We start from the raw sequence: 26,798 nt of genomic DNA, 5'->3' as shown, positions 1-26,798 counted from the left end.
ATTAATTACTCCGTTACATTGTTATCAGCGCCATCATCCTGCGATGACGCATGGGTCTTGCCCGGCGCCTGGCAGGCATTCGCCTGCGGTACCAGACTGATTTCGACACGGCGGTTCAGCGCACGCCCTTCCGCCGTGTCGTTGGTGGCGACAGGACGGCTTTCACCATAGCCCTGCACCGCAAAACAGCTCTCCGGCACGTCGCCGGTATCCCGCATCCAGTCGCGGACCGACTCCGCACGCTTCAGGGGCAGCACCTGGTTGGACGGGTCATCCCCGGTGCTGTCGGTATGGCCCGCCACCACAATCAGCCAGCCGGGCTTCGCCTTGATCCCCACCAGTGAGTTCACCAGCAGCTTCGTTGAGGCGGGTTTAAGCGCCCACTTTCCGGTATCGAACAGCGACATGCTGTCGAGGCGGATGATTTTCGGTACCGGTTCCATGGCGGGAGCCGGTGGCGGCACATACGTGTCAATCGCCTTCTGTAACGCCAGCCACAGACTCTGACCAGGGTAATAGCCCAGCGCATACCTGAGCGGTTCCCCCTGCCGCTGCCAGCGCTCCAGCAGAAGGGCGTCCTGTTTCAGTGCGGCAAGTGACTGCGCCTTAGGCTCATAATGGTTCATGGGGATGGCATACCAGCGCTGCAGATTCATTCCCACCTGGCGGATCAGCGCCGCGTTATTCATGGCAGAAAAACCAAGGGCAGCAAGAACGCAGGCCAGGACCCACACAATGAGACGGCGGGTGCGCTTCCCGCCCTGAACAGATGCACAGTAAGGCTTGAGCAACGGTAGTACCGCATCAGGAAAACGACCGGATGCCTCCGCCATTTCGTCTGTCTGCGGCAGAAGCAGGTGTGTCAAGCGACAAAGCCAGAGTGCCCATAAAGACGTATTGCTGGCTGAAGCGCCGCCGCTTTTCAGAGCCACAGCAAACGGGTGGACCGGCGGAAATAGCCGATCCTCTTTAGCCAGTTCATCCATAAGAAGGGTGCGCATAAAAGCAAAGCCTTCCCGCAGTACAGGCATCAGCGCCAGACGATTTGCCTGTTGCCAGTCGTCCGTAGCCTGTGGCGTCTCATCAACAGGGTAAACAACCGGTTTGTCACCATGGACAATAACCCACGGGGTTTCAGGGCCGGAAAACTCACCGCTCAGGATCACCGGCGGTGTGAATCCGGCGATCAGGCTCAGCTGTTTCATCTGCTGGCGCAACGCTTTCAGGGTCGCGCGCAGCACCGCTTCATCCTGGTGCCCGTCGGGGTGGGAGGCATACATAACGGCGATCTGTCCGGCCTGGCGCGGCTGCCGCTCCTGAATATCGCGCACGATATCAGTGAGCCTGCTGACGTCATTCACCCGCAGCCACCAGCCCTGCGCTGTTTTACGCAGATCATGCTCCCCGAACAGGGCATCCAGTCTGTCTCCGCAGACAAGAACAACCGGACCCGCATCAGCAAGTACCGGCAGATCAAAACCAGACCCGCCATTGCCCTGAGCCTGGCTGAAACGGCTTTTTTGCCGGATCTGCCAGACGGCCAGCGCAACAATGCACAGCGTCATCACGCCTTTAAACAGCGTGCCTGCCGGAATGAAGCCCCACAGAAGCCATAAAAGCGTCGCGGCACCCGCCAGTACGTGGAATATCAGTGAAACCATGACCGATTTACGCATTAATGGGGCAACTCCGGTAACTGCGCGGACAGCAGAGCCTGGAGCCAGAGATGACCGCCCCACCATACGGCACCGGTAATTACCGCCGCCGCCGCGATCCAGAACCAGACAGAGCGCAGCAGGCTGTAACGGTGTTTTCCGGTCCTGCGAACCACCAGGGAAAGGCCAGCATCAAGTGGCGGAACCCGCTCAGCAAGCGCTTTCATTGCCTCTTCACGCTGGGTCTGGCTGACAGACCCCATGCTGTACAACCCCTGGAATCCCAGCGCGAGCACCCGGTGATAGCAGGTCAGAACGGCCATGTTTGGCGCTGGCTGGCGCAATACTTCCGCAATACGATCCCACAGGGCTTCACCGGCGTGCAGCGACCCGAAATAGCGCGCCTGTAGCGGCGCTTTTCGCCAGGCCACCTGGCCCGCATCAGCATCTGCCCCGTCATGCAGTTTTCTGCTCATCACCACTTCGTCAAGCAGCGCGCACTGTGCATAAGAGATATGATCGATGCTGGCTTCATCATATCCTGCACGATCCAGCGCCTCGCGCACGCTTTCCACATGTTTGCAGCAGGTGTCGTACAGCACATTCCCGTCAGGCGTTGTTGCCCCCTGCTTAAGCAGGGCGACGGTGAGCCAAGTCTCCGCCATCAGGGCATCGATATCGGTTTCTTTTCTCATGATCGCAGTACCGCAAACAGTTCAAGTTCAAGCTGTCCCAGCAGGGCAGGCACATAGAACATACAGATCCCCTGCTCCAGCATGTCCCGTGCCGCAGCACTTTCCATGTCCAGCGCGAAGTACTGGTTCTCCATCCGCACCGGTAACGCAGCAGGCACGCGATTCACGGCAATGAGTGGGATCCCCTGCAGCGCAACGGTGGAAATCGCATTCACATCATCCGGGGAACCCGCCTTGCATAATGCCGGGAATTTCTCCGCCACTTGCCAGGCCGGAACGTCAGACCGGACAGAGAGCCAGAGATCGGCTTCTTCACGCAGCCGAATGTCGTGCAGCGAGGCTTTCCAGGTCTGGGCGTCAGGTCGGGACATCTCCAGCGCTATCACACGGGACGGCAGGCTGGCTTCCAGTAAACCGGCGATCAGTTCAAACAGCGGTGGAAACGTCATTTCAGGCCGGGCGTGGTCATAGCCAGGGATTGCGTCCAGATCGCTGTCCAGAGAAAACGTCAGCATACTGCCAGCAAGCCGCGCAAGCTCTGCCCACACCTGTTCCGGATGGCGAGCCGGAAAACGTTCAAACTCGACCAGTACCCTGGCATGAGAGTTAAGCGCATTGAGAAGCCAAAAAAGAGAAACATCCGCCACAGCAAAATCCGCCAGGCGCTCATTACTTTCCCGACGCATGGACATCAACCGTTGGCGGCGGGAGCGAAGCTGGCGGTTCAGTAACACCAGCCTTTCCCGCATCGTCGGGCTGGCAGAAAACAGGGCCATAGGCGGAATGAATGCCGGATCATGACGCCAGCTCCCCTGCCCGTCCCGGATCAGCCGTGCAACCGGACAGCACTGCCACGACGCGTTATCCTCATGCTCAAAACGGATCGCCAGATTAAAGCGGGCAACAGCGACGGACTCCTCTTCGCTGCCAAACGCATCCTGAACATGCACCCACTCTTCACGGTAACGGAGCGGCCGATCGGCCACTGCCGTTTCCTGGAGCACGTTATTTAACCCGGACTGCATCAACGGCAAGGCAATCACCACCGTAACCGCGTCTGAATGCTGCGATAAATCCAGCTCGCGCGGCTCCGGAGGCAGATCGCTGACTGACGTATCAACCAGCGTGCCATCCGGCAGCCAGACCCGCAGTTGTGTAATCTGAATCAGACCCCTACCCAGCAGCCTTTCATCAAATTCCACCTGCTCAACGCCCCACGCAAACGGCGAGGAGAGCGCTGCCACGCCTGTGCTGCGAAACGTTTCCCATTCGGACTGTTGCTGGAACTGCTGAGGGGACAGCAACGCCCCCTCGTTCCACAGCGGACGATAAATTTTCATCCCTGCTACCGCCTTACGCTTTCGCTTTCGGCATCTGGCTCACCAGAGACAGGTTCACATCCATGCCTTCCACCTGGAAGTGCGGTACCGCAAACAGCTTCACGCGGAAGAAACCCGGGTTGTCTTCGATATCTTCCACCACCACCTTCGCGTCACGCAGCGGATGAGATGCCTGCAACTCATCGCCCGGATCGGTCATTTCCGTCACCAGACTACGCACCCAGGTATTCAGCTCCAGCTCCAGCAGGCGGCGGTCCTTGGTGGTGCCGATGTTCTCGCGCTGGATGAGCTTCAGATAGTGCGCAATACGCGACAGCAGGAAGATGTACGGCAGACGGGCATTGATGCGGCTGTTGGCCGTGGCATCTGCGGTGTCGTACAGCGCCGGTTTCTGCGCGGAGTTCGCCGAGAAGAAGCAGGCATAGTCGCGGTTTTTGTAATACGAGAGCGGAATAAAGCCGAGGTTGGCAAACTCAAACTCGCGGGTCTCCGGGATCATCACCTCAGACGGGATTTTCACCTGGTTGCCGGTACCCAAATCGTACAGATGAATAGGCAGATCTTTCACCGCCCCGCCCGCCTGCGGGCCACGGATTTGCACGCACCAGCCGTTATTGATGAAGCTCTTCACCATGTTTGACGCGAAGGAGAACGACGCGCTGGTCCACAGGTATTTCTCGTGATCCGGGCCTTTCACCTGCTCAACGTAGTTAAAGCTGCGCACCGGTACGGTGTCCGGGCCATACGGCAGACGCCCCAGCACGCGCGGCATCACGAGGCCGATGTAGCGGGCGTCGTCAGTATCGCGGAAGGATTTCCACTTGATGTACTCCGCGCGGTCGAAGTAGTTGCCGATATCCTTAATCGCAGCAACCTCTTCCATAGAGTCTTTCAGGAAGAATTTAGGCCCGACAGAGCCAATAAACGGCATATGTGCGGCGGCAGACACTTTCGAGATGTTGCGCAGCAGCGCCACATCCTGCGGACTGGCGTCAAATTCATAGGATGAAATCACTGAGCCAATCGGCTCGCCGCCCGGGGTGTCGAATTCGGCGGTATAGGTGTGCCAGTAGAGGCCGCTCTGGATCAGTTCCGGTGCATCCTCAAAATCCTGGCGCAGGTCGTCCTTGGAGACGTCCAGAATTTCGGTTTTCACATTCTGGCGGTAGTCGGTGTTGTCCACCAGCTGCTTCAGGCCGCGCCACAGGGACTCCACCTTCTGGAACGCCTGGTGATGCATTACGGCATCCAGCTGACGGCTGATCTGGAAATCCAGTTCGGCGATATGGTGGTCAATCAGCGTTTTGTCGAGCTTCTCCACGGGCTGACCGGATTTACGGATGCAGTCCATAAACACCTGCATCGCCGCCGTCAGGCGTTCACCCGCCGGCGCGTCAGAAAGCGCGGCATCATCCAGAAACGCATTGATATCACCCAGGCTCGAGGCCGGAGTCAGGTTGATTTTTTCAAACAGGGAGGCGTAAACGCCCTCTTTTTCCAGTACGATGGTCTGCCCCTGCGCGGAGGCGGTTTCACTATTCACAGACATCAGCATATTCCCGGTTAATCCATTAAATTACACATGCCGCTTATTTCGGGGCCAGTGCACTCATTTCGTCGCGTAATTCCTGAGACAGCGCCGGGTCCTTAAGAATTTTCTCGAGTTCTTTTCTGAAAGTGGCGTTATCAAGAAGATTGGATTTGAGGTCGCGTAATAAATTACGCATGGCCAGCATGGCGCGGAGCTGGGGGATCTGGCGGGCAACCTGTTCAGGTTCGAAATCCTTAATATCGGAGAAATTCAGTTTTATACTTTCCTCCGAACCATCGACAGCCATGGTGTTAGGCACCGTCAGATTAACCTCCGGGTTAAATTCCGAAAGTACGCTATTAAAGTTATTTTTGTTGACGTTGATTTTCTTCCTTTCGGACAATGGACGATTCTCTTTTCCATTACTGAAATCACCGACAGTGAGAAGTTTAAGCGGCAGTTCGACTTTCTTCTGCGCGCCGCCTGTATGCAGCGCCAGTTTTAAATTTATGCGTGCCTTGGGCACCTCATTCTGAAATGAATCGGCCATAGCAGTCCCTTTCTTTGCAAGAAATACGAGTTAAGTGAGTGACGGGTCTTTACAAAACCATATTAGAGCAAAAGCCCATTCATGATCAACTTTTCAGATCAAAGATCTGTATATGGATTTTTCTTAAGAATTTTCCACTAATCAGTGGTATTTATAAATTCCAGATATAAGTGGCACGCAGAAAGTATTAACCATTTATTCACAATAGATTAGCAGGAACGTCTGCCTTGATAGAGAATATTGAATTCATTGCCACCTGTCGTTGAATAATTGATTTATATCAATGCTGACTTAAGCATCAGCTGCAAAATCGCAGAGACATATCATCTTATTCAATAAACCTCCTGAATATGGAAAAATCCTAAATCGGACAAAAGTCAGGTTTTAAATAGCAGGAATTAAGCTATTACATGGAGGATGTATAAATGCTTGCACGCTTTTCAATAAACTGGAAAAGAGATGTCGTTCGAAGCATTCATCAAAAGAATAAATGATTTTTTATGAAAGGAATTTTGATAATAACTAGCCTGTAGGTACCATGAACCGTGAGTTCAGGCGCTTAAGCGATGTACGGCTATTTGCCAAAACCACTTAAGCGCCTTTCCTGTTTTTTTAATGCTTTTCAATATACATTGTACGACTGTACGCAACATCCTCTGGGTTATTTATCGGATACCCTTTAACCCAGGGCTTAATGAGGCGGCCATTGGTGTATTGATAAATAGGGGCTATCGGCGCTTTCTCGGCGAGGATCTTCTCGGCCATGTTGTAGTCTGCATTACGCGCTTTTTCAGTGGTTTCGAGCGTCGCCTGATGAATAATCTTATCGTAAGCAGGGTCGTTGAACCGTGAGATGTTGCCGGTGTGAGAGGACGTCAGCAGCGACAGGAATGTCGACGGCTCATTATAATCCCCTACCCACGACGCACGGATCACGTCGAAATTCCCGGTATTGCGGCTGTCGATGTAGGTCTTCCATTCCTGATTCTGCAACTTAACGTCAACACCCAGATTTTTCTTCCACATAGATGCGACGGCAATGGCGATTTTCTGGTGGTTTTCAGACGTGTTGTACAGCAGCGTTAATTTCAGCGGGCGCTGGGGACCATAGCCTGCCGCCTGTAATAACGTTTTCGCCTGAGCATTTAGCTCCTGCTGCGACATCTGCTCAAATGGCGAGATTTCCGGTGTAAAACCGGCAGTGACATCGGGAGTGAAATGCCAGGCCGGTTTCTCACCGGTTCCCAGGACTTTTTCAGCCATAATACGTCTGTCGATAGTCATGCTGAGCGCCAGACGTACGCGGGCATCCGCAGTTGGGCCTTTTTGTGTGTTAAACGCGTAGTAATAGGTCCCAAGCTGTGGCGGTGTATAAACCTGTCCCGGAATATCTTTAAGCAGCTTCTGGTACATGTTTTTCGGAAACGATTCTGTAATATCGATATCGCCCGCCAGATAGCGTTTGGTCGCTGAGGACTCCTGGTTGATTGGCACAAAGGTGACTTTTTTAAGCACCGTGTTGGCGTTATCCCAGTAGTGAGTATTCGGCTCAACCACCAGTTTTTCATTCACCACGCGATCTTTCAGCACATACGCACCGTTGCCGATGAGCGCGCCAGGGCGCGTCCATTCTTTACCGCTTTCCACGTTTGCCTTTTGAACAGGATAGAACGCAAAGCTAGCCGTGAGGTTGCTGAACCATGGCAGCGGTTTATCCAGCTGCACGCGCAGCGTTTTAGCATCGACTGCCGTCACGCCGAGCGTTTCCGGTGCAGCTTTACCATCGATAATGGCCTGCGCATTATTAATACCCGCCAGCGCTGCAAACCAGGCGAAAGGTGACGTAGTTTTAGGATCAACCAGACGACGCCAGCTGTAGACAAAATCTTGTGCCGTCACCGGGGTACCGTCAGACCACTTCGCGTTATCCCGCAACGTAAACGTCCAGACACGGTTATCGTTGCTCTGCCAGCGCGTCGCCACGCCGGGAACCAGCTCCCCTTTTTCGTTCTGATTCACCAGCCCTTCATAAAGGTCGCGGATCACCTGTATCTCGGGTAAACCCACCGCTTTTGCCGGATCGAGCGAGGCGGGTTCATCTTTAATGTGTCGAACCAGCTCCTGCTTTTGCGCCAGCACCGTTCCCCTGGGAACCTCCGCGGCATATGAAAGTGAAGAAAACCCGCACAGCCACAGCGCAGTACAAAGAAGCGAAACAGGATGCTTCATACGATCCCCTTAATGATGTCAGGTAACAGGCAGATGCGTAATTATTTGTTTCGAAACGGAGAAATGCAAATGCTTCCTCAGGAAAGTTGATGTCAGGCAATTTTACACACAGACGGAAACTATTTGATTAAGCGCGGGATTTGCACAACACTGCCAGAAGCGACTTCATCATCAGGGTTTATTATGGCAACCACCCGACCAAGAACGGAACGCGGCGCCTTCCCGCCCGGGACTGAACATTATGGCCGCTCATTTTTAGGCGCCCCACTGATCTGGTTTCCGGCTCCCGAGCCCGATCGCACTAGCGGCTTAATCATTGCGGGCACACATGGCGATGAAAACTCGTCCATCGTGACGCTTTCGTGCGCGCTACGTACGCTGGCCCCCGATTTACGACGACATCATGTGATTTTGACCGTCAACCCGGACGGATGCCAGCTTGGATTACGGGCGAATGCACGAGGCGTTGACCTTAACAGGAACTTTCCGGCAGCAAACTGGCGTGCCGGTGAAACGGTGTATCGCTGGAACAGTTCGGCGCAGGAACGAGATGTGGTCCTGCTTACGGGAGAAAAACCGGGTTCCGAGCCCGAAACCCAGGCGCTGTGTCAGCTTATTCATAAGATCCACCCGGCCTGGGTTGTCTCTTTCCACGATCCCCTCGCCTGTATTGAAGATCCTCGTCATACAGCGCTCGGGCAGTGGCTGGCGGATGCGTTTGCTCTACCTCTGGTAACCAGCGTCGGGTATGAAACGCCCGGGTCGTTTGGCAGCTGGTGCGCGGACCTCAGTCTTCACTGTATCACCGCAGAGTTTCCGCCTATTTCCTCGGATGAAGCGAGTGAAAAATACCTCAGAGCGATGACAGATCTTCTGCGCTGGCAGCCTCAAAGATGAAGTACGCCGGAGGTAAAACTCAGGGCGGGTGAAACGTCAACCGCCAGCCAGGTTGGGCCATCCAGATCGGCAAAACGCACGCTGTTCACCAGCGGGAGTGCAGCACCGATCGCTCTGGACGTGCACAACATACAGCCCAGCATCAGGGAAAAGCCTTGCGCCTGCGCATCTTGTGCCAGTGCCAGGGCCTCGGTTAACCCACCCGTTTTATCCAGCTTGATGTTCACCATCTCGTAGCGGCCCTTGAGGGCTGACAGGCTCTCACGGGTATGACAGCTTTCGTCTGCACAGACGGGAAGCGGATGAATAAAATTCGCCAGCGCGGCATCGTCTTCTGCCGGGAGGGGCTGCTCCAGCATGGCAATGCCCAGATCGGCAAGCAGCTGACAACGGGCTGCCAGCCCTTCGCTGTGCCATGATTCGTTTGCATCGACGATAAGGGTGGCATCAGGTACCGCCGCACGAATGGCGACCATGCGTTCGCTAATCAGACGATCGTCGAGCTTCACCTTTAATAAGGTTGCACCGGTGGCATACAACGCCTGAGCGCTGGCGGCCATTTGCTCTGGTTCACCAATGACCACCGTTTGCGCGGTGACGATCGATTGCGGCAGCGTAACGTCCAGCAGCGAAGGTAGCGGTTTTTGTTGTTTCGCCGCTTCCAGACTCCAGAGTGCGCAGTCAATCGCGTTACGCGCCGCGCCGGCCGGCAACCTCTGCTGAAGAGCCTCACGCGTCAGGCCCGCCTGCAACTCGGGCACCACCGTCATAATTTGCGCCATGACTGACGCCAGGCTTTCTCCGTAGCGAGGATAAGGGGTACATTCCCCGACGCCTTTTACGCCGTCCTCTTCACATTCAACCACGACCACGCAGGCCTCATTACGGCTGCCGCGCGAGATCACAAACGGGGTGTGCAATGGCCAGGCTTCTTCATAGACCTTAACGCTTCTCATCACTGACTCCTTGCAGGCCGGAAAGGCAGAAAATTGGTTTGCCGTGCTAACTGCGGATGACATACACTAGCCACGACGTTAACTATTTGTAAACAGGAAGATATCTATGTCACAACTCGTTCATTTCCAGGGCAACCCGGTTGCTGTTGCAGGTTCCATCCCACAGTCTGGCAGCAAAGCACAGCCTTTTACTCTGGTGGCTAAAGATCTGTCTGACGTCACGCTGAGCCAGTTTGCTGGCAAACGTAAAGTCCTGAACATTTTCCCAAGCATCGATACTGGCGTTTGTGCTGCATCAGTGCGTAAATTCAACCAGCTGGCGACCGAAATGGACAACACCGTAGTGCTGTGCATTTCTGCTGACCTGCCGTTTGCCCAGTCTCGTTTCTGCGGCGCTGAAGGCCTGAGCAACGTCATCACCCTTTCCACTCTGCGTAGCCCCGATTTCCTGGAAAAATACGGTGTTGCCATTTCCGAAGGCGCGCTGAAAGGTCTGGCTGCTCGTGCGGTGCTGGTGATCGACGAAAACGACAACGTTGTTTTCAGTGAGCTGGTTAACGAAATCACTACCGAACCGGATTACACCGCTGCACTTGAGGCACTTAAAGCCTAAACGTAAAAAAGCCTCTGCAAAGAGGCTTTTTTATTTATTCGTCACCCTTCTTCTGATTTAACCCATACTCGCGCAGCTTATTCGCAATCGCGGTATGTGACACCCCAAGACGTTTAGCCAGCTTGCGCGTGCTCGGATAGCTGCGATAAAGCTGCGTTAACACCGAACGCTCGAAACGGCTGGTGATGTCATCCAGCGAGCCTTCCATTGCCTCTTCGCCTACCGAGACCGTCCCGGCATCGTAATCCGGCAACAGAATATCCTGAGGACGCAGTTCATACCCTTCAAGCTGAGTTAATGCGCGATAGACCGCATTTTTTAGCTGACGAATATTGCCCGGCCAGCCGTAACGCGTCAGCACGGTACCCAGGTCGGCAGAGAGCTTCGGACGCGGCACGCCCTGCTCGTCGGCAAAACGGGCGACAAAGAGTTCCGTCAACGGCATGATGTCCTGCGGGCAATCGCGCAGCGGCGGAATATTAAGCGTCAGAACGTTGAGACGATAGTAGAGATCTTCGCGGAATACCCCTTTCTGCACCAGCTCCACCAGGTTTTTCTGGGTGGCGCAGATGACGCGTACATCCACGTGCACTTCATGATCTTCCCCCACGCGGCGGAACGTGCCGTCATTGAGAAAACGCAGCAGTTTCGCCTGCATGCGTGGCGACATTTCACCAATCTCGTCCAGCAACACCGAGCCGCCATTCGCCTGTTCAAAGAAGCCTTTTTTGCCTTCCGGCGCATGCCCGAACAGTTCACTTTCCACCGCATCTTCAGGAATAGACGCGCAGTTCAACGCCAGATACGGTTTTGCCGCACGCGGACTGGCCATATGCACAGCATGCGCCAGCAGATCTTTCCCCGTACCGGTATCCCCGGTAATCAGCAGCGGTGCCGTAAGATTTGCCAGCTTGCGCGCCTGGTCGAGCACGTGACGCATCTTCGGGCTCACCGCAATAATCTGGCTGAATGCGCCGACGTCCTGGCTGGAAAGGTTCTGTAACTGGCGTCCCATGCGCACCGTGGAGCGCAGCATGATTACCGCGCCGGTGAGCACCCGCGCGGCATTTTCCCCTTTCAGGTAGACCGGCGTGATCTCCATCAGAAAATTCTGTCCATTGATGACGACGTGCTCGCTATGGGTATTTTGCGGGTTGCTGTCCAGCCAGCGCTGGAAATTAAAACCTGGGATCAATTGCGTGGCGTAATGACCGATAAGCTTTTCCTGAGTCTGCGCAAACAGCTGGCAACTGGCCTGGTTAACGCGCTCGACTTTGTTTTTCAGATCGAGAGAGAGAAACGGCTCCGGCATTGCTTCCAGCAGTGCGCTCAGCGCAAGGTGTTCCCGCTCGGATGGCATCCAGGGGATGGTGCGTACATCCGTAACGCCAGCGATACGGCGGATTTCGGCCATCAGGCTACTGAAGGTATTAAATTCAATTTCGGCAAAATTGAGGTAAATTCGCCCGACAGGGTCGATCTCTATGCCACGTAAATCAATGCTACGTAAAACAAGAAGATCGAGTAACTCGCGGGTCAGACCGAGACGGTCCTCACAAAAGACTTCCAGACGCATGGGAAATTCACCGTTTAAGCCAATAACAGTAAAATGATATGTCAGATCACGGTATTCGGGAAGGTGGCTGTCAACAAATATTGACAGCCCGCACGATTAGTAAACGAAACCTCACTGAGAAGGTTTTTTATTGAGCGTCTCTTTAAGCTGACCAATCAATTCGCGACGGAAATCCCCCAGCCGCGGCTTATCGCCATCGATCCAGGGGAGTGGACGACAAACCTCCATCGCTTTGATTCCTAAGCGTGCCGTCAGCAGACCGGCACCAATCCCCTGCGCCGCCCGGGCAGAGAGACGCGCCGCAAGATCCTGCGACATCCAGTCCATCCCGACCTCCCGCACCAGTTCGCTTGCCCCGGCGAAGGCGATATTCAGCAACACCAGTTTGAACAGGCGCAGTCGGCTGTAATAGCCAAGCTCAATGCCATACAGTCTGGCGATGCGGTTGATCAGGCGCAGGTTGCGCCAGGCGATAAAGGCCATGTCCACCATCGCCAGCGGACTGACGGCAATCATCAGGGTGGATTCCGCCGCCGAGCGGCTGATCTCACGACGAGCCTGCGCATCCAGTACCGGCTGAACAATGTGCGCATAGAGCGTGACCACTTCCTGGTCATTCTGGGTTTCGTGGATCGCCGCATACCAGCGCTGAAGCGCCGGGTGAGAGTGATCTATCCCGGCCTGAGCCGCAAGCTTTTCACAAAAAGCACGCCCTTTTCCGGTGCCGTGACTGTGCAGCAGATCCCGCGCTTCATCGCGTTCGTGCGCACGCTGACGCAGACGCCAGAGGCGACGCCACTCGGTCACGACCGAGCCGACGCCCGCACCAACGATCAACGCCCCGGCGGCGCATCCCCCCAGCGCTACCCAGTCCTGGGTTTGCCAGGCATTGACGCCCCACTGCACGCCCTGACCAATTACGCTCACACCAAAAAGGGCTAACCCGGCGGTCACCATCTTACGCCACAGGCTGCGTTTCGGGCGCAGTGCCGCATCAACGACCGCTTCCGCCTGCCCCTCTTCAACCAACGGCTCCTCTGCCAGCACGGGAGCAAAGTTGTCGGCCTGCGGACCGCTGAAGGTTTGCGCTGTTTTAAACGCCTCATGCGGGGACTGCTCAAGCTGGCCGGTAAAATCAATGCGGGGTTTTAACGGTTCCGTCATCGCAATTTATCTCCAATTAAAAACTCCAGCGCGGCATCCAGACGAATATGCGGCAATGGCTGGTCAACGTTCATGCTCTGCGGACGGAAGTCTTCGAACTGAAAACCCTGGCTTTGCCAGAAAGCCTGGCCCGGCAAACGCGGGGGAACTTCGCCCGGATAGACCGTGAGCGGCTCACCGTCGCTGAGTCGGTTGCCCCGCAGGGCCGGAATTTTCTCGCCATTCACGTCAATCAACCCACTCTGTGTAGCCTGTACGGACGCCAGACCCAGACAATCCATACTAATCCCTTCGAACGCCGCGTTCTGCCAGGCATCCTGCACCAGCTGTTGCAGCAGGGATACCATGTTGGCGTGCTGATCGACCGTCACATGATCAGCTTTTGTGGCGGCAAACAGCAGCTTGTCGATGACCGGCGAGAATAAACGGCGAAACAGCGTACGCTGGCCATAATGAAAACTTTGCATCAGCTGCGTCAGCGCCAGCCGCATATCATTGAACGCCTGCGGCCCGCTGTTGAGGGGTTGCAGGCAGTCCACCAGCACGATCTGGCGGTCAAAGCGTAAAAAATGATTTTTATAAAAACCCTTAACCACCTTCTCACAGTAATAATTGTATCGCTCGCGGAGCATACCGGCGTTAGTGGTCTTGTCTGCCTGTGCCAGCTTCGATTCGCCGATGCGGTCAACGTCCGGCCACGGGAAAAACTGTAGCGCGGGAGCACCGGCTAGATCTCCCGGCAGAACAAAACGGCCAGGCTGAATAAAATGCAGCCCTTCCTGCTTGCACTGATGCAGGTAATCCGTCCAGGCCTGGGCTATGACGGCCAGACGGTTTTCATCCGCCGGCGCCAGCGGATCCAGCCCTTCGCAAAGCTGGCGCCATTTGGTCGACCACTCTGCCCGCTGCCCCTGCAACAGACCGGTCATCTGCCGGGACCAGCTCAGGTAATCCTGCGCCAGCATCGGTAAATCGAGCAGCCATTCTCCCGGATAATCCACAATTTCGAGATACAGCGTGGACGTTTCTTTGAAGTGACGCATCAGGGATTCATTCGAGCGAAAACGAAGCGCAAGGCGAATTTCGCTCACGCCACGCGTCGGGGTGGGCCAGGCGGGAGGCTCCCCGTATAACTGTGCCAGACCTTCATCATAGGTGAAACGGGGGATGCCAAAATCACGTTGCGGTACGCGTTTTACGCCTAACAATCGCTCCTCGCGCACCGCGCTAAGCAGTGGCAGGCGCGCCCCAGCATGCAGGTTCAACAGCTGATTGACCATCGCCGTAATGAATGCCGTCTTACCGCTGCGGCTCAGCCCGGTAACGGCAAGACGCAGATGGCGATCAACGCCACGGTTCACCAGAGAATTGAATTCGTTTTTAAGTCGCTTCATCGCCGTCCTTCATTGTCTGGAACCCTGAACAAAGTCACTTCAGAATACAGTAAATTGGGGCAGATCGTTGATTATCAATTCTTAATTATTGCTATTGCCGTTTTCTCTCCAGTAAGATGGACGCAATTGCTGTCAGTCTGGAGTGAGTAAGGTGTATGTCACCCACCATCTATGATATTGCCCGCGTTGCTGGCGTTTCGAAATCAACCGTGTCACGCGTTCTGAATAAACAAACGAATATTTCTCCTGAAGCGCGTGAAAAGGTGTTGAAGGCGATAGATGAGTTAAATTACCAACCTAATAAACTTGCCCGCGCACTCACCTCTTCTGGCTTCGACGCCATTATGGTTATTTCGACCCGCTCAACCAAGACCACTGCAGGAAATCCCTTTTTCTCAGATGTACTGCATGCCATTACGGCAAAAGCAGAAGAAGAAGGTTTTGATGTTATTTTACAAACGTCCAAAAGCAGTGAAGATGATCTGCAAAAATGCGTGGGTAAAATAAAGCAGAAGATGATCAAAGGCATCATCATGCTAAGCTCGCCGGCGAACGAGTCGTTTTTCTCGACGCTGGATGAATACGGTGTGCCCGTGGTCGTCATTGGTAAAGTGGAAGGAAATTACCAGAATATCTATTCTGTCGACACGGATAATTTCCGCGACAGCGCCATATTAACAGACTCGTTTATCACGCATGGCCGCACCAAAATTGCCTGCCTGCATGCCCCGCTCGATTATCACGTCTCTATCGATCGCCTGGCGGGTTATAAATTCAGCCTTGAGAAACACGGCATCGAAATTAACCCGACCTGGGTTATCGATGGCGGCTATACCCATGAAAGCGCGCTTCAGGCGGCCTGCCAGCTACTCTCCTCAGACAACCCGCCCGATGCGGTTTTTGCGACTGACAGCATGAAATTGCTGAGTCTTTATCGTGCCGCGGATGCGCTAAATCTGGCGATCCCGGAACAGGTCGCAATGGCAGGATACAGCGACCCGATGCTATCTCTCATTTTAACCCCTGCACCAGGCGGCTTTGATATCCCCACGAAAAAGCTGGGCGAAGAGAGCTGCGATTTGTTGTTCAGGTGCATTGCGGATAAACCTGCGCCGCATAAGGTATTGGTTGAAACACATTTTTCAGATGCAGCTTCGTTACGCTAAAAACCAGGGGCAAACGCCCCTGGTATAACGTCATCAGAACGCGTAATTGACGCCGACACCCGCATAGTGGAAGCGGTCGCTCTCGCCTTCGTCATGATTTTCCCATTCGTAGGCATACTCGAGCGTCATGGAAAGGCCATTCGCAAAGTCATAAGCATAGAGCAGACCCAGTCGGTTGAAGTCATGCCCTTCACGAGTTGGATCGTCCTGCCAGTCCCAGTTTGACCAGCGATCGAGCCCCAGACGGGTGTAAGGTGTAAGCGTTGTCTGGCCTAATGAAACAGGCAGGTAGGCACGAATCTCCTGGGTGGAGAATTCACCGTTATTACGTGAACTGTCCATATTGAAGCCACGCTCTAAATAGTAGTTAACTTTTGCAGAGACGGTTTCGTTTATTGTCCAGGTAAATCCGGTTTCCGTTTCGACGCGGCTGTCAGAATAACCGGTTTTTCCCAGGTCATTCGCAAACTGGTACATGGCAAACCAACCGCCAAAACGCCAGTCATCTGTTAATTTCACATCCCAGTCAGGCTGAATTTTATAGCGCTGCATATTAGCACTACCGTCTTTCGCACCGTGCTCATCTTTAAAATGATATCCATAATTACGGAAACCGCCCGTAAGACCCAGCGTAAAATCATCGGTGCCAATGAAGCGATACCGTAATTCAAATTCAGGACGATCGAAATAGGTGCCGCGCGTCATGCTGCTGTAATCAACCGGGCCTTCCTGATACATCGCCAGTGAAATTGTCCACGCATCATACGTGGCGTTAAACCACACGGAAGGTTCATATAATCCATCTTTATCGTCACCCTGCCCTTCGACGTTTTCAATTTCATACATGGCACCAATATTAAACTCCCAGTGTTTTGCTGTTTCTGTTGCTTGCGCGCAGCTAACCCCTGCGCACAGAACGAGCGCAGCACTTCTTAGTAGAGTACTCATTAAAATATTCCTTTATAATTAACATACAAAAAAACCGGAAACTTTCATTTCCGGCGAATACCTTTCTTATCTAATAGCTGCTTCAGTATCAGCATCGAAGAAATGGCACTTACTCATATCGAACTGGATGCCGATATTATCTCCTGCAACGTAATCATCCGCCGCTCCCGCACGGACAACCAGTTCATGCCCGCCCACGTTGGCATAAAGCATAAATTCTGCCCCAGTCAGCTCAGCGACGCTGATCTTCGCCGCGATGTTTTCACCGCTGCGCTGTAGCGTGAGAATGTCTTCCGGACGGATCCCAAAGACGACCGCTTTGCGCTGGTAACCTTGCGCATTCAGTACGGCCAGCTTCTCCTCCGGGATCTCCAGACGCAGCGTTTCCGTCACGAAATATCGGTCGTCGATCGCGCCACGAATGAAGTTCATCGCAGGTGAACCAATAAAGCCTGCAACGAACATATTCGCCGGCTCGTTGTAAACCTGCTTCGGCGCGCCCACCTGCTGAATGATGCCGTCTTTTAAAATCACAATACGGGTCGCCATCGTCATGGCTTCCGTCTGATCGTGCGTCACGTAAATCATGGTGGTGTTGAGCTTCTGGTGCAGCTTGCTGATTTCAGCGCGCATCTGTACACGAAGCTTGGCATCGAGGTTTGACAGCGGTTCATCCATCAGGAAGACCCCTGCTTCACGCACTATCGCCCTGCCTAACGCCACGCGCTGACGCTGACCACCTGACAATGCGCCAGGTTTACGCTGGAGATAGTCGCGTAAACCCAGGATCTGGGCCGCCCAGCTAACACGTTCTTCGATGATGGAAGGTGCTATTTTTTGCATCTTCAGACCAAACGCCATGTTGTCGTAGACCGTCATATGCGGATAGAGCGCATAGTTCTGGAAGACCATTGCGATATCACGAGACTTGGCGGGAACATCATTCATGCAAACCCCGTCAATAATCAGTTCACCTGCGCTGATCTCCTCAAGGCCGGCGATCATTCGCAACGTCGTGGATTTCCCACAGCCCGATGGACCGACGAAGACGATAAATTCTTTATCTTCAATCTCGAGATTGAAATCCTTAACCACGTGGACCTGGTTATCATAGATTTTCTGAATGTGTTTCAGAGACAGTTGAGCCATTATTAATTCCTTATCAATACGCCCGGGATGCCCAGAACGCCGTCAGGCGTTCCCAGGTCAGTTCCTGCGTTGAATGAAGTTGTAATCCCGCATGGTTCAGGCCAGGCCCAATTCCGACCGACAGCATTCCTGCGGCGTTGATCGCATCTACCCCTGCGGCGGCATCTTCGATACCAATGGCCTCTTCAGGACGCACGTTCAGTCCTTTACAGGCTGCAAGGAAGATCTCCGGGTCCGGCTTTGAGCGGCAAATGCGCGAAGCATCGGCGCAAAAATCGAAAGCCTGATGAATACCCAACGCGTGCAAAATCCCAGGGGCATTAAGCGATACGGATGCCAGCCCAATTTTGACCTTCGCGGCGCGAATATCCGCCAGCACGTCGCGAATACCCGGGAGCAGCGAATCCTGCGTCAGTGATGCCAGCGACTGGACGTAAAGCGCGTTTTTTTTCGTTGCCAGCGCCAGGCGCTGCTCGTCACTAAACATCCCCTCTTTCCCGCCATGTTTCAGAATGCGCTGGAGGGAGTCCATACGGCTTATTCCCTTCAGCTGTTCGTTAAATACTTCATCGAAGGTAATACCGATCTCCTCCGCCACGGCGCGCCAGGCCAGAAAGTGAAGATGCGCGGTATCGGTGATCACCCCGTCCAGATCGAATACAACAGCGTTAAGCGTCATGGCGCCCCTCCGTGGTAGCGGTCCCATTAACAGGTGCAAGAAAGTCCTTATGCGCGCAGACCTTTCGCCCTGATACGTGCAGCGTTTTACCCCACAGCGTCAACGTGACAGGTGCGGTAGTCTCAATGGTTAACTGGTCATCTTCACAGGTAATGTACATTGTTGCGTCCCGCCACCGCAGCGGGAATGCGAGTTTCTGCCAGTGAACAGGCAGTTTCGGTGAAAGATGCAGCTCCCCTTCGCTAATGTGCAGGCCAGCAAACCCCTGAATAGCGCCCAACCAGATCGCACCGGTGGCGGCGGCATGAATACCGTCATCACTGCTGTGTGGGTCGTCCCCCAGGTCGATGGCGATACCGTCACGCCAGAAGGCATACGCCCCCTCGGTGTCACCGCAGCGTGCGAGCACAATGCCGTGAATGGCTTTACTCAGGGATGAATCATGGATCGTGCGTGGCTCGTAGAACGCCAGATTGGCGGCACATTGCTGCGGCGTAAACCGTTCCGGCAGCAGGTAGTTAAGCATCACCACATCGGCCTGCTTCAGGATCTGCATCTCGTTCACTTCCGCGCGAGAGTAATCAAGCAGAATGGTTTGCTTACCCGCTTTGGCTTTATAGCGGCTCAGATCGATGGCAGGTTTTGCCATGAAGGTATCATCCTGCGGGATCACACCGTCTGCGTCGGCCTCTGGCAGCCACAGGCGCGCCAGGAACTTCCCGGCATTCTCCGTAAAACGCGCATCTTCACGGCCAAACATCGCCATAAACTGACGCGCGCAGGCAACGTTGTGCCAGGCCAGATAGTTGGTGTAGGCGTTGTTGTTGACATGCTCGGTGTATTCATCCGGTCCGATCACGTCATGGATCTCAAGACGACCATTGATTTCCGTCGCGCGTCCCATCCAGAACGAAGCGGTTTCCATCAGTAGCGTCAGCCCCTCATTGCGCATAAAGGCATCGTCGTGTGTTGCCTGCCAGTAAGCGACCACGGCCCAGGCGATATCAGCTACGATGTGATGTTCAGCGAGTGCGGAAGCCACCTTCTGGCGAACCCCGGTGCGGATGTTGATTGCCGCGAATTCTGGCGTCTCTTCCTGTCCGCTGGCCGCACTTTCCCACGGGAACAATGCACCCGGCCAACCGTTACGGCGCGCTTTTTCCCGTGCGCCTGCCAGATTAAGCCAACGATAGCGTAGCAGGCTGCGGGCAATCTGCGGGCGGGTAAACAGATGGAACGGCAGCAGGAAAATTTCGGTATCCCAGAAGACGTGCCCCTTGTACCCCTCACCCGTCAGCCCTTTCGCCGCAATACTGCTTCGCTCATCATGAGCAGGCGTCATTGTCGTCAGATGCCAGACGGCGTAATCCAGCGCCAGCTGATCCTGTTGCTCTGTGGAAGTCACTTCCACACGTGCGTCGCGCCAGACATCTTTCCAGGCATACGCTGAGCTTTCAAGCACCGCCTCATAACCTCTTGCCGCACAGACTTTAAGATCGGCCAGCGCGTTGCGCGCGAATGACTCCTGCGACAGCGCTTTCTCGCTACGATGAGCCACCCAGACGATCTTCTCAAGCGTGACAGTGTCACCTCGAGCAATCGTCAGCGAATGATGCACGCTGAGACGGCGGTTTTTGGCGGTGAAACAGCTGTCGCTCTTCGTCGAGAGCTGGCAAAACGCCGAAACCACAACCTCAGATGCATGGTCCTGCGTTTCATACACGCCCTGCATGTAGTGCTGGTCAAAGATCCTGACCGAGATTTCATCCAGATGCTGTCTGCCGCTGTTCGTTTGTGTCGCATCTATGCCGGTTTTCAGCACGGCCTGAGCGTCGCCATCAAGCGGTGTGATCGAGAACTGCATTGCCACTAAGGGCAACTGGTCCAGCGAAACAAAACGACGGCTCTCCAGCCGATAACGTTTCCCGTCGGGTGCACGCCAGACAACGTTGCGATGCAGTTCGCCGTTAGCAAAGGCCAGCTCGCGCTGCCATTCAAGAATTTCGCCTGACAGGAGCGTGAAATTGACGCCATCAAGCTCAACATCAATACCGGTGATATCCGGCAGATTGACCAGCTCTGTAGTCTCGTTGCGACCCGCGCAATGATAAAGCCCCGCGAGATACATGCCTCTGGTCTGCTGGGTGTAATCTTCTTCATGCGTAGCGCGAATGCCCATGTAGCCATTCCCGCATGTCATGACAGAGGCATATTTGTTCAGGCTGTGAGGACAAAAGCCCGGATCGTTTAATACAGACACGTTCAGCATAATGTCACGCTTTCCCCTGTTTCTGCTGATTCATAAAGCGCGGCAACAAGCTGTTGTATAACCAGACCCTGTTCTGCGTCAGCGATCATAACGTGCTCTCCCAGCACATGACGCACGAAGGCATCCATACTGCGCAGATGGCGCTGATCGTCCGCCTCTTCACGATGGATAAGGGTTTCTAAAACACCGGCTTCGTCGTTATAGATATGCGCCGGGAACAGCGTTGCGCCTGCCTTATCACCGCAGAAAGAGACGTTCATGATGGACTGCTCGCGGATGTTAAGCGCAAAGGAGGTGTCCAGACGCAGAACGCCGCCGTTGCAGAATTCAATCGTGCCAAACAGGGCATCTTCCACGGTAAACTGCGTAGGATCCCATTCGCCAAACTGACCGGTGTGTTTCCGGTTCCCCAGTCTCTGGAAGCTGTGTGCGGTTACCCGCTTCACAGCCGGGAAGCCCAACACGTACATCGCAGCATCCAGCATATGAATGCCGATATCGATAAGCGGCCCGCCACCCTGGAGCGATTTATTGGTGAAAACGCCCCACCCCGGCACACCGCAGCGACGCAGCGCCTGCGCGGAAGTGAAGTAAATTTCACCGAGTGTGCCGTTCATTACCGCATCGCGCAGGAGCTGGGTGTCCAGGGCAAAGCGATGATGAAAATCATACGCAAGGACTTTTCCTGCCTTGCGCGCCGCGATGCGCATCTGGTCGGCCTGTTCCGGCGTCATTGCCGGCGGCTTTTCACACATCACATGGCAACCCGCTTCGAGAGCCGCCATCACATGTTCAAAATGGAACCGGTTAGGCGAACAGACGCTCACCACATCCGGTTTTACTTTCTGCAACATCTCGTGAGCGTCCTGCCATGCCGATGGAATGGCATAACGTTCCGCGAACGCCTGTGCCTGCTCAAGGCGGCTGTCCATGACAGCCACCATTTGAACATCACTGCGCGTGGCGTAATACGAGGCATGCACTTTGTCTGCAACCTGCCCGGCGCCAATGATGGCGACGCGCAGAGGCAAAGGTGTAGAAGCACTCATCACGCTCGTCATCCTTAGCATTCACGCAGGTAATTGAGTGAGTCCTGATAGGCTTGAGCCGGATCGTCGGCACGAACCCGGCACTCGTACACCACATAACCCTGATAGTTATCAGCACGCAGCTGACCGAACAGGCTGGCGAAATCGAGGCTGCCGCTGCCCGGCTGATAGCGGTGGTTATCAGCAATGTGCACATGACCCAGCAGGTCGCGGTTGTGATGCAGCGCTTCCGTCAGTGAGTCTTCTTCAATGTTCATGTGGTAGAAATCACCGATGATCTGCACGTGCTTCAGGCCGTTCTCTTCGATATAACGACGCGCGTCGGCCAGGGTGTTGATCATATGATCCTGATAGCGGTTCAGCGGCTCCAGGTAGACGGTAGTACCGGTGCGCGCTGCTACCTCATCCAGCCAGCGCAGGGAAGCGCTGACCGCTTTGCGATCGCCATCCAGGCTACGTGGCGAAGTCATTGGCGGCAGACGGAAGGTAAACATCCCCCAGGCAGCCGGGACGATAATCCCTTTGCCGCCCACTTCTGCCAGCGCTTCCAGAATGCGTTCAATCTGCTGGAGACCGTTCAGGCGGCGTTCTTCGATGAAATCCCCGATCCAGCCATCGTATCCGCCACACGCCGTCGTAACCGGCAGACCGGTGGCTTTGATAGCGGCTTTCACTTCGTCGAGATGTTCAACCAGCAGCCGGCCATCTATTTCGTAGCCATCAAATCCCATCGCTTTGATGTATTTGAATTTTTCCATGATAGTGGACGGGAAAAAGGCCTGGTTTTGTGTTGCGATTTTCATGATTTGCTGTCCTTAGCTTAAAAAGTAACGCCCATTTTGATACTGAGTTCCGGGTGCTGATCGACATACTTCATGTAGCTTTCCGGGCTGGTGGTGAAGGTGACGACCGGGTCGATCAGATCTTCACAATTGAGATAACCGTTCATCAGCAATTCCCAGCAGGTCTCTTCAATACGCTTGCGACTCCAGCGTGGATAATCCGGGTTGGGTTCACTGCATGCGCGGGAGAAGACAATCTTCGCGTTGTTGAAGTGTGCTTCGCGGCCCAGGTTGAAGCCTGCCGCAAAAGGTTTGGCGAAAGCCACGTAAGAGATCGTGCCGCCGTAGGCGAGTCCGCGCAGCGCAGATTGCAGCGCATCTGCAAAGCCGCTGGTTTCGATGATCACATCCGCGCCCTGCTTGCCGGTCAGTTTCTTAATTTCAAGACCGACATCGGTACCGATTGGGTTCAGGCAGTGGTCTGCACCGTGACGGCGGGCGATCTCACAGCGATGTTCAATAGGATCGACACCAATAACCACTGACGCGCCAGCTTTTTTCGCCAGCTGAATCGCAATCTGGCCAATAGCGCCCAGCCCGACAACTACAACGAAATCCCCTACGCGGACGTTAGCATCACGCACGCCGCTCATGGCGAACTGAGCCGGATCGTAACAAACGGCGTTTTTCCAGGATGCGCCCTGCGGCATTTTGCGCAGCTTATAGTTGTTCACCGCGTTGACGATGACCGTTTCCTGCAATGGACCGTAGCAGCAAACGCTGTCGCCGATCTGGTATTCCGTTACGTCCGCACCACATTCGATGATGTCGCCGACGATCATGTTTCCCAGCTGGAATTTACCAAATTCGATGCCGCGTGCTGCCCCCTCTTCACGTGGGGTAAACATCTGCCACTCGGCGTTAAACTCTTCATCAATGAACGGGCTTGCCGCGCGGAAATCCACAACTTCGGTGCCGTGTTTCGGGGCGCCATAACGGGCACGAATCTTCACTTCATGTGCTGCAACAGGACGATCTTCGTATTCCACCAGCGCCGCTACACGAGGCGCTGTCGCAACTAATTTTTTCATGACTCACTCCTTGTTAAAATCGGCCGCCTCAGCCCTTTACGCCGCCGGCGGTCAAACCACTTTTAATAAAACGTTCAGACAGGGCATACATAATGACAACGGGCAGTGCGGTCACCAGCGATGCCGCCATCATGCGACCCCAGATGTAATCTGGCGTACTGAAGAGCGTGTTCAGCCCCACCGGCAACGTGAAGTTGCTGGCGCTGGACAGGAAAATGGAGGCGAACAGGTAGTCATTCCACGCCACCATGAAGCAGTAAACGAAGACTGACACCAGACCCGAGATCGCCAGCGGCACGGTGATGCGGAAGATGATTTGCAGGCGGTTCAGGCCGTCCATCATCGCGGCTTCTTCTATCTCATCCGGGATAGTGTCGAAATAGCTGCGCAGCATAAAGACCGCAGTCGGCAACGTCTGCGTCACCATGGTGATGATCAGCGCCAGCTCGGTGTCATAAATGCCGAGCGCGGTGATGATTTTGAACAGCGGCACTACCAGCAGGATCCCGGAGAACATATAGACGGTGTAGAAGCTCGCATTGATCGTCGTGCGCCCTTTAAAGCGCAGTTTGGATAACGCATAAGCGCCCAGCGTACCGAGAAACACCGCAATGACCGAGGAGGTCAGCGACACCACCATGCTGTTACGGAAATAATCCACAAACGGGAAAATCAGCGGGTTAAAGATGTCGATGTAGTGCTGTAACGTCCACTCCTGCGGCAGGATAGTCGGGTGCAGTGAGATCGCCTCTTTCGCGCTTTTGAACGATGTCATCAGCATCACAAAAAACGGAAACAGCGTGATAATCAGGAATACCGCCAGTCCCAGATAAAAACCGATACGGCCCAGAACGCGTTTATTTGTTGCCATTGAGGTTTACCCTTTTTCTGGTCAGCAGAATGACAGCGAATATGATCACAAACAGCACAACGGAAATGGCGGCTGCTTTACCCAGGTCATTGAACGCAAAGGCGGTTTTGTAGAGATATACGCCCAGAATGTCGACCTTGGTGGTGAGCAGATAAACATCCGCAAACATGTAGAACATCCAGATGGTGCGCAGCGTGACCACCGTGGCCAGCACCGGCATGATGGCGGGCAACGTCACGATACGAAAACGCTGCCAGGCATTCGCCCCGTCCATCTCTGCCGCTTCGTACAAGGATTTATCAATGGTCTGTAGAATCGCGAGGAACGAGATAAAGGCATACGGGAAGTAACGCCAGATGGCGAACAGCACGACCAGGACAAAACTGCTGCCAGGGTTATCGAACCACAGCGGCGCCTGATCGTAGAGATGCAGCAGATCAACGCCAAGATAGTTCACAATTCCGTAGCCGTTGTTGAACATGTATTTCCAGGCAAATACCAGTGAAATAGACGGCGTCACATAGGACAGTATCACCAGTGAACGTGCCGTTTTCCGCATGCGGAATTCACGGTTAAAGAAGATCGCTACGGCCAGCCCCAGTCCGGTGCTGCCGATCACCACCAGCGCCGTATACCAGAACGTCATCCACAGGGAGTGCCAGAACGCAGCATCGCCCAGGATGCGAATGTAGTTATCCAGACCGACGAACACCGCATCAATACGCGGATTCAGCGGTAAACGTAAAAAACTGATTTCAATGTTAGAAATCATTGGCCAGGCCACCAGGCCCCCCAGCAAAATCAGGCTGGGGGCCAACAGCAGCATGGCGAAAGGCATATCTGAACGACCAGAAAACAACGTCTTCATAATTCCCTTCGCAAAGCGCTCCTATCGTTGTGATATCAGGTCAGTCAGTTTCTTCTGGCTGTTGCTTAACGTCGCATTGAGATCTTTTTGTCCCACCGTCACGTTATGCACCATGGAACTGATAATGCCGGACCCGGTAACATCTCCCATGCGGGTAAAGTTCTTGTCGCCCACGGCACCAAACACCTGGACGTTCGGGAACTGCGCAATCAGCTCGTAAGGCAGTTGACCAAAGGCCTTGATAACGTCGTTGTTTTTCCAGGAATCTGTGCCCACTACGAGTTTATTGACCGGTAGCGCGGCGCCCGGAGACATCATGACCCAATCAGAGGCGTTCTGAGCCTACTCCATCCAGGTGACAAATTTCTCGGCGGCCTGCGTTTCCTCTTCGGTCTGGCCGGTAGTGATCGTCAACGAAGTGATCATGCCGTACACGGCTGATGATTTTTCCGTCGGGACCACGAACCCCAGGTTGGCCGGATTGCCATCTTTGAAGACCGCGGGCAGGATATAGGTAGAGTAAACGGCCATAGGCGCAGAACCGTTCATGAAGGCGTCTTTGATCTCCATGACATCATTCGAGCCCGGCATGGTGTTCGCGGCCAGTGCCCTATAAAACTCCAGCGCTTTCGACATCTCAGGGGTATCGATTTTCACGCTGCCGTTTGCATCAAAGACGTTAGCCCCTCCAGACAAAGCAAACTGCGAGAAAGCCTGCTCCGTCATGACGCTTTCTGCGGTTGGAAGCGCGATACCGTAATGTTTTTTAGCCGGATCGTTGAGCGCCTGACTGGCTTTCAGCAGTTGTTCCCAGTTGTGCGGTTCCTCGATCCCCGCTGCCGCGAGCGCATCTTTGTGATACCAGACGCCGGACAGCCAGGCGCTAACCGGCACCCCCGTCCATGCGTTGCCATCTTCCGTGCGAACCACGCGTAAAATGCCGTCGTAAAATGTCTCCTCGCCCACCGCCTTGATGGCGCGGCCGATGGCGTCACGATCCAGTAGCTGCTCTTTATCCATGACTTTGGCGTAGTCATGGCTGATCTCAATCACCTCCGGCAGCGCACCGGTACGAGCCAGGGTAATTACCTTGGTGTTGTAGGCATCTTCTTCAACGGGTACCTGCTTCACCGTAATCGACGGGTTCTCTTTCTCGAATTTTTCAATCAATTTCGTGATAACGGCCTGACGCTCCTGTTCTACCGACGAGTGCATAAACTCAATGGTGACCTGAGATGCTTTATCGTCCTTACAGCCTGATAACAGGGCGCACGAAACCAGTGCTGATAACAGCACAATTTTTGGCATTTTCATTTTAGAGTCCTT

22 protein-coding genes and 1 pseudogene are annotated in these 26,798 nt (G+C 54.3%); 3 read left to right on the top strand and 20 right to left on the bottom strand.

Annotated features, from left to right (window positions below):
• Positions 1-5 precede the first annotated feature (5 nt).
• From ACOTZP_RS00855 to ACOTZP_RS00830, 6 genes are all read right to left on the bottom strand, one after another.
• Entirely contained in the window at positions 6-1,676 is a 1,671-nt protein-coding gene (locus ACOTZP_RS00855; protein WP_271086505.1) for an OmpA family protein, read from the bottom strand.
• Positions 1,676-2,350: a type VI secretion system protein TssL, short form gene (tssL, locus tag ACOTZP_RS00850; RefSeq protein WP_192969788.1), complete on the bottom strand. Its 675-nt coding sequence runs from the start codon at positions 2,348-2,350 to the stop codon at positions 1,676-1,678. The genes ACOTZP_RS00855 and tssL overlap by 1 nt, the downstream gene beginning before the upstream one ends.
• Entirely contained in the window at positions 2,347-3,690 is a 1,344-nt protein-coding gene (gene tssK / locus ACOTZP_RS00845) for a type VI secretion system baseplate subunit TssK (RefSeq protein WP_271074672.1), read from the bottom strand. The genes tssL and tssK overlap by 4 nt, the downstream gene beginning before the upstream one ends.
• Positions 3,691-3,703: 13 nt before the next feature.
• Positions 3,704-5,245: a type VI secretion system contractile sheath large subunit gene (gene tssC / locus ACOTZP_RS00840; RefSeq protein ID WP_404346959.1), complete on the bottom strand. Its 1,542-nt coding sequence runs from the start codon at positions 5,243-5,245 to the stop codon at positions 3,704-3,706.
• 34 nt (positions 5,246-5,279) lie between these two features.
• Positions 5,280-5,771: a type VI secretion system contractile sheath small subunit gene (gene tssB / locus ACOTZP_RS00835; RefSeq protein WP_023300236.1), complete on the bottom strand. Its 492-nt coding sequence runs from the start codon at positions 5,769-5,771 to the stop codon at positions 5,280-5,282.
• A 612-nt stretch (positions 5,772-6,383) separates the two neighbouring features.
• Positions 6,384-8,000, bottom strand: coding sequence for a peptide ABC transporter substrate-binding protein (locus ACOTZP_RS00830; protein WP_023300237.1), 1,617 nt, complete (start codon positions 7,998-8,000; stop codon positions 6,384-6,386).
• Between the two features lie 183 nt (positions 8,001-8,183).
• Here ACOTZP_RS00830 and mpaA point away from each other — a divergent pair, with 183 nt between their 5' ends.
• The gene (gene mpaA / locus ACOTZP_RS00825) at positions 8,184-8,897 is read left to right on the top strand and encodes a murein tripeptide amidase MpaA (RefSeq protein ID WP_022648287.1); all 714 of its coding nucleotides are present in this window, start codon (positions 8,184-8,186) and stop codon (positions 8,895-8,897) included.
• On the opposite strand, the gene ycjG is transcribed toward mpaA, so the two are convergent.
• Positions 8,888-9,853, bottom strand: a complete 966-nt coding sequence (gene ycjG / locus ACOTZP_RS00820) for an L-Ala-D/L-Glu epimerase (RefSeq protein ID WP_108367625.1) — start codon at positions 9,851-9,853, stop codon at positions 8,888-8,890. The genes mpaA and ycjG overlap by 10 nt on opposite strands.
• 106 nt (positions 9,854-9,959) lie before the next feature.
• Here ycjG and tpx point away from each other — a divergent pair, with 106 nt between their 5' ends.
• Entirely contained in the window at positions 9,960-10,466 is a 507-nt protein-coding gene (gene tpx, locus ACOTZP_RS00815) for a thiol peroxidase (protein ID WP_003856889.1), read from the top strand.
• Positions 10,467-10,500: 34 nt separating this feature from the next.
• Here tpx and tyrR read toward each other — a convergent pair whose 3' ends face one another.
• The 3 genes from tyrR to ACOTZP_RS00800 form a co-directional block, all read right to left on the bottom strand.
• Complete coding sequence (tyrR, locus tag ACOTZP_RS00810; RefSeq protein ID WP_022648289.1) at positions 10,501-12,042, bottom strand: transcriptional regulator TyrR; 1,542 nt, start codon at positions 12,040-12,042, stop codon at positions 10,501-10,503.
• Between the two features lie 111 nt (positions 12,043-12,153).
• Positions 12,154-13,206, bottom strand: a complete 1,053-nt coding sequence (locus ACOTZP_RS00805) for a YcjF family protein (RefSeq protein ID WP_063147243.1) — start codon at positions 13,204-13,206, stop codon at positions 12,154-12,156.
• Positions 13,203-14,600, bottom strand: coding sequence for a YcjX family protein (locus tag ACOTZP_RS00800; RefSeq protein ID WP_022648291.1), 1,398 nt, complete (start codon positions 14,598-14,600; stop codon positions 13,203-13,205). Before ACOTZP_RS00800 ends, ACOTZP_RS00805 begins: the two co-directional genes overlap by 4 nt.
• Positions 14,601-14,755: 155 nt before the next feature.
• On the opposite strand from ACOTZP_RS00800, the gene ACOTZP_RS00795 reads away from it, so the two are divergent.
• Positions 14,756-15,766 (top strand): LacI family DNA-binding transcriptional regulator, encoded by a 1,011-nt coding sequence (locus ACOTZP_RS00795; RefSeq protein ID WP_022648292.1) that lies wholly within the window; start codon positions 14,756-14,758, stop codon positions 15,764-15,766.
• A 33-nt stretch (positions 15,767-15,799) separates the two neighbouring features.
• Here ACOTZP_RS00795 and ACOTZP_RS00790 read toward each other — a convergent pair whose 3' ends face one another.
• The 10 genes and pseudogenes from ACOTZP_RS00790 to ACOTZP_RS00745 all read right to left on the bottom strand — a co-directional run bounded on the left by ACOTZP_RS00790 (position 15,800) and on the right by ACOTZP_RS00745 (position 26,786).
• Complete coding sequence (locus ACOTZP_RS00790; protein ID WP_206227648.1) at positions 15,800-16,714, bottom strand: OmpG family monomeric porin; 915 nt, start codon at positions 16,712-16,714, stop codon at positions 15,800-15,802.
• A 66-nt stretch (positions 16,715-16,780) separates the two neighbouring features.
• On the bottom strand, positions 16,781-17,863 hold the full coding sequence (locus ACOTZP_RS00785) for an ABC transporter ATP-binding protein (protein ID WP_022648294.1): 1,083 nt from the start codon (positions 17,861-17,863) through the stop codon (positions 16,781-16,783).
• A gap of 13 nt (positions 17,864-17,876) precedes the next feature.
• Positions 17,877-18,542: a beta-phosphoglucomutase gene (pgmB, locus tag ACOTZP_RS00780; protein ID WP_022648295.1), complete on the bottom strand. Its 666-nt coding sequence runs from the start codon at positions 18,540-18,542 to the stop codon at positions 17,877-17,879.
• The gene (locus ACOTZP_RS00775) at positions 18,532-20,811 is read right to left on the bottom strand and encodes a glycoside hydrolase family 65 protein (RefSeq protein ID WP_271074671.1); all 2,280 of its coding nucleotides are present in this window, start codon (positions 20,809-20,811) and stop codon (positions 18,532-18,534) included. The genes pgmB and ACOTZP_RS00775 overlap by 11 nt, the downstream gene beginning before the upstream one ends.
• Entirely contained in the window at positions 20,805-21,863 is a 1,059-nt protein-coding gene (locus tag ACOTZP_RS00770; protein WP_088581801.1) for a Gfo/Idh/MocA family protein, read from the bottom strand. Before ACOTZP_RS00770 ends, ACOTZP_RS00775 begins: the two co-directional genes overlap by 7 nt.
• A gap of 11 nt (positions 21,864-21,874) precedes the next feature.
• Positions 21,875-22,663: a sugar phosphate isomerase/epimerase family protein gene (locus ACOTZP_RS00765; RefSeq protein WP_032624140.1), complete on the bottom strand. Its 789-nt coding sequence runs from the start codon at positions 22,661-22,663 to the stop codon at positions 21,875-21,877.
• 17 nt (positions 22,664-22,680) lie between these two features.
• Positions 22,681-23,733, bottom strand: coding sequence for a zinc-dependent alcohol dehydrogenase (locus tag ACOTZP_RS00760; RefSeq protein ID WP_015570403.1), 1,053 nt, complete (start codon positions 23,731-23,733; stop codon positions 22,681-22,683).
• Between the two features lie 28 nt (positions 23,734-23,761).
• The gene (locus ACOTZP_RS00755; protein ID WP_003856865.1) at positions 23,762-24,604 is read right to left on the bottom strand and encodes a carbohydrate ABC transporter permease; all 843 of its coding nucleotides are present in this window, start codon (positions 24,602-24,604) and stop codon (positions 23,762-23,764) included.
• Positions 24,591-25,472 carry a carbohydrate ABC transporter permease gene (locus ACOTZP_RS00750; protein ID WP_022648300.1) on the bottom strand — a complete coding sequence of 294 codons (882 nt, stop codon included), beginning with the start codon at positions 25,470-25,472 and terminating at the stop codon, positions 24,591-24,593. The genes ACOTZP_RS00755 and ACOTZP_RS00750 overlap by 14 nt, the downstream gene beginning before the upstream one ends.
• A gap of 21 nt (positions 25,473-25,493) precedes the next feature.
• Positions 25,494-26,786, bottom strand: a pseudogene (locus ACOTZP_RS00745) (ABC transporter substrate-binding protein).
• Positions 26,787-26,798 lie beyond the last annotated feature (12 nt).

Source organism: Enterobacter cloacae complex sp. SYL001 (assembly GCF_049237025.1).
Classification (GTDB): domain Bacteria; phylum Pseudomonadota; class Gammaproteobacteria; order Enterobacterales; family Enterobacteriaceae; genus Enterobacter; species Enterobacter intestinihominis.
This window is presented reverse-complemented; position numbering and strand designations above follow the sequence as displayed.

Excerpts from the sequence above, each read along its gene's own strand:
- ACOTZP_RS00855 (WP_271086505.1), bottom strand. The coding sequence starts at position 1,676 with ATGCGTAAATCGGTCATGGTTTCACTGATATTCCACGTACTGGCGGGT.
- tssL (WP_192969788.1), bottom strand. The coding sequence starts at position 2,350 with ATGAGAAAAGAAACCGATATCGATGCCCTGATGGCGGAGACTTGGCTC.
- tssK (WP_271074672.1), bottom strand. The coding sequence starts at position 3,690 with ATGAAAATTTATCGTCCGCTGTGGAACGAGGGGGCGTTGCTGTCCCCT.
- tssC (WP_404346959.1), bottom strand. The coding sequence starts at position 5,245 with ATGCTGATGTCTGTGAATAGTGAAACCGCCTCCGCGCAGGGGCAGACC.
- tssB (WP_023300236.1), bottom strand. The coding sequence starts at position 5,771 with ATGGCCGATTCATTTCAGAATGAGGTGCCCAAGGCACGCATAAATTTA.
- ACOTZP_RS00830 (WP_023300237.1), bottom strand. The coding sequence starts at position 8,000 with ATGAAGCATCCTGTTTCGCTTCTTTGTACTGCGCTGTGGCTGTGCGGG.
- mpaA (WP_022648287.1), top strand. The coding sequence starts at position 8,184 with ATGGCAACCACCCGACCAAGAACGGAACGCGGCGCCTTCCCGCCCGGG.
- ycjG (WP_108367625.1), bottom strand. The coding sequence starts at position 9,853 with ATGAGAAGCGTTAAGGTCTATGAAGAAGCCTGGCCATTGCACACCCCG.
- tpx (WP_003856889.1), top strand. The coding sequence starts at position 9,960 with ATGTCACAACTCGTTCATTTCCAGGGCAACCCGGTTGCTGTTGCAGGT.
- tyrR (WP_022648289.1), bottom strand. The coding sequence starts at position 12,042 with ATGCGTCTGGAAGTCTTTTGTGAGGACCGTCTCGGTCTGACCCGCGAG.
- ACOTZP_RS00805 (WP_063147243.1), bottom strand. The coding sequence starts at position 13,206 with ATGACGGAACCGTTAAAACCCCGCATTGATTTTACCGGCCAGCTTGAG.
- ACOTZP_RS00800 (WP_022648291.1), bottom strand. The coding sequence starts at position 14,600 with ATGAAGCGACTTAAAAACGAATTCAATTCTCTGGTGAACCGTGGCGTT.
- ACOTZP_RS00795 (WP_022648292.1), top strand. The coding sequence starts at position 14,756 with ATGTCACCCACCATCTATGATATTGCCCGCGTTGCTGGCGTTTCGAAA.
- ACOTZP_RS00790 (WP_206227648.1), bottom strand. The coding sequence starts at position 16,714 with ATGAGTACTCTACTAAGAAGTGCTGCGCTCGTTCTGTGCGCAGGGGTT.
- ACOTZP_RS00785 (WP_022648294.1), bottom strand. The coding sequence starts at position 17,863 with ATGGCTCAACTGTCTCTGAAACACATTCAGAAAATCTATGATAACCAG.
- pgmB (WP_022648295.1), bottom strand. The coding sequence starts at position 18,542 with ATGACGCTTAACGCTGTTGTATTCGATCTGGACGGGGTGATCACCGAT.
- ACOTZP_RS00775 (WP_271074671.1), bottom strand. The coding sequence starts at position 20,811 with ATGCTGAACGTGTCTGTATTAAACGATCCGGGCTTTTGTCCTCACAGC.
- ACOTZP_RS00765 (WP_032624140.1), bottom strand. The coding sequence starts at position 22,663 with ATGAAAATCGCAACACAAAACCAGGCCTTTTTCCCGTCCACTATCATG.
- ACOTZP_RS00760 (WP_015570403.1), bottom strand. The coding sequence starts at position 23,733 with ATGAAAAAATTAGTTGCGACAGCGCCTCGTGTAGCGGCGCTGGTGGAA.
- ACOTZP_RS00755 (WP_003856865.1), bottom strand. The coding sequence starts at position 24,604 with ATGGCAACAAATAAACGCGTTCTGGGCCGTATCGGTTTTTATCTGGGA.
- ACOTZP_RS00750 (WP_022648300.1), bottom strand. The coding sequence starts at position 25,472 with ATGAAGACGTTGTTTTCTGGTCGTTCAGATATGCCTTTCGCCATGCTG.